The following is a 2,614-nucleotide window of genomic DNA, read 5'->3' on the forward strand; positions in this document are numbered from 1 at the left end:
CATGATTCATCTTTAGACGAACAAGAAAGTATTAAAGGAAAATTATCAAAAGTTGAAATTTTGCTTAGCAAGGCTTGTAAAGGAAAAACTTTAGATTTCTCTATAAATAAGAAGCAATTCGAGGACAATCGCGGAAAATTAAAAAAATTTAGAAGGGAAATAGAAGAGAAAATTCAAGCTCTCGGCTCAGATCCTTCTCCTGAGAAAGTCCAAGAAATCTACCATGAGATTGCCTTGTGGATAAAAACTTTCTTTAAACATCTTGTAGGTCAAGCTCAAGAGGTTTTAGGATCCTCGCCTTGTGAATATGCAATGATAGGCTTTGGCTCACTAGCTAGAGAAGAGATGACACCTTACTCAGATTTAGAGTTTGGCATTCTTATGCAAGAAGACACTTTTGGAAACAGAAATTATTTTAGACATCTAACAACTCTTCTTCACTTAAAAGTGATTAACCTAGGCGAAACTATCCTACCTGCTTTAAATATTCCCTGCATAAAAGAGGTTGATTTTTTCGATAGTGTTACGCCAAGAGGGTTTGCCTTTGATGGTGAAGGAGCAGAAGGAAAAGGCTGTAAAACTCCTTTTGGCGATCGCCAAACATTTGAACTTATCCAAACTCCTGAGAAAATGGCGCAATATATTGGCAAAGATGAAAAAGGCCAGTGGTGGCATAAAAAAGAGCGTCATCTTCCCATGGAGCTTTTAACCTTTACTTTTTTGATAGACAATTGTGAGTTAATTAGGCAGTATCAACAAAAAATTGAAATATTACTTGATTCCATTTATCAAGAAGGCCTTACTCTTCGCCACTATTTAGCCAAACAACATTTATTTCAAGAAGATAAGATAAATTTTAACCCAGGAATACACGGACTTAGCAATCAGGGTATGCTATTTAAAGTAAAGAATGATTTTTATCGTTTTCCACATCTTGCCTTTGACAGGCTATCTCTTCTCCAAAAGGAAGCACCCTCCGATACGTTTTCAAGGATTGAAGAGTTAAACAAACAAGGCATTCTAACAAATGAAGCAGCTGAAAAGTTAAAAGATTGGATAAGCATAGCATTATTTATGCGTCTTGAGACCTATTCCCACTATCGAGCACAACAAGAGATGATGAATCCGCTGATCAAGCCCTTTGGCTTCGATGATCCAGGCTTTATTAAAAAGCAGTTTGCTTTAGATCAAAAAGCGTTGGAAAAGATAAAAAAAATTTACCGTATCTTTATTCCTTTCTATCAAGCCATTCAAGATTTTTTAGCAGGCAATGAAGAGACACTCCAATCTTCAAAATTAAATGATGATTCATATCAAACTCAAGGAAATATAGCTTTAAGGCTTTATCAACTAGATGAGGCAAAAAAATGGTATCGCTTAGCAAAAAAAGCAGGTTTAGGAAATTCTACCATATTTAATATTCTTGGGATCATTTATGCTAAAGAAGGAAATCTAAATAAGGCAGCTAAATACATCCAACAAGCCCTTACAATTCCTCAAAATCCCGATATTGTAGCAATCTCTTATGCTAACTTAGGTCTCATTTATAAAGACCAAGGTTACTTAGAACAGGCAGTTGAACATGCTAAGAAAGCTCTTGTCATTCACCTTACGCTTTTTGGTGAAAATCATCCCGCTATAGCAACCTCTTACAATAACTTAGGTCAAATTTATCAAGATCATGGCAATTTAGAACAGGCGGCTGAATATACTAAGAAAGCCCTCGATATTCGCCTTAAGCTTTTAGGTGAAAATCATCCTCCTGTAGCCACCTCTTACAATAACTTAGGCCAAATTTATCAAGGACAAGGTAATTTAGAACAGGCGGTTGAATGTACTAAGAAAGCTCTTGCCATTAACCTTAAGCTTTTTGGTGAAAATCATCCTACTGTAGCCACCTCTTACAATAATTTAGGCCTCATTTATCAAGATCATGGCAATTTAGAACAGGCGGTTGAATATACTAAGAAAGCTCTTGCCATTGATCTTAAGCTTTTTGGTGAAAATCATCCTACTGTGGTAATCTCTTATGGTAACTTAGGCCAAATCTACAAAGAGCAAGGTAATTTAGAACAGGCGGCTGAATATGCTAAGAAAGCTCTTGCCATTCACCTTAAGCTTTTTGGTGAAAATCATCCTATGGTAGCAACCACTTACAGTAATTTAGGCCAAATCTACCAAGAGCAAGGTAATTTAGGACAGGCGATAGAATATACTAAGAAAGCTCTTGCCATTAACCTTAAGCTTTTTGGTGAAAATCATCCTACTGTGGCAAGAGATCACAATAATTTAGGTCAAATTTACCAAGGGCAAGGTGATTTAGGACAGGCGATAGAATATACTAAGAAAGCTCTTGCCATTGCCCTTAAGATTTCTGGAGAAAATCATCCCACTGTAGCGACCTCTTACAATAATTTAGGCCAAATTTATCAAGATCATGGTAATGTAGAACAGGCGGTTGAATATGCTAAGAAAGCTCTTGCCATTAAATTCGAGCTTTTTGGTGAAAATCATCCCACTATAGCAACCTCTTATGGTAACTTAGGCCAAATCTACAAACGGCAAGGTAATTTAGAACAGGCAGTTGAATATGCTAAGAAAGCTCTTGCCAGTG

General features: G+C 36.5%; 1 protein-coding gene. It reads left to right on the forward strand.

From position 1 onward, the window contains the following. Positions 1 to 2,614: tetratricopeptide repeat protein (locus tag NEOC95_RS07625; protein WP_213152396.1), on the forward strand; the 2,614-nt coding region annotated here is incomplete at both ends.

Source organism: Neochlamydia sp. AcF95, from assembly GCF_018342455.1.
In the GTDB taxonomy this organism is placed as follows: Bacteria; Chlamydiota; Chlamydiia; order Chlamydiales; family Parachlamydiaceae; genus Neochlamydia.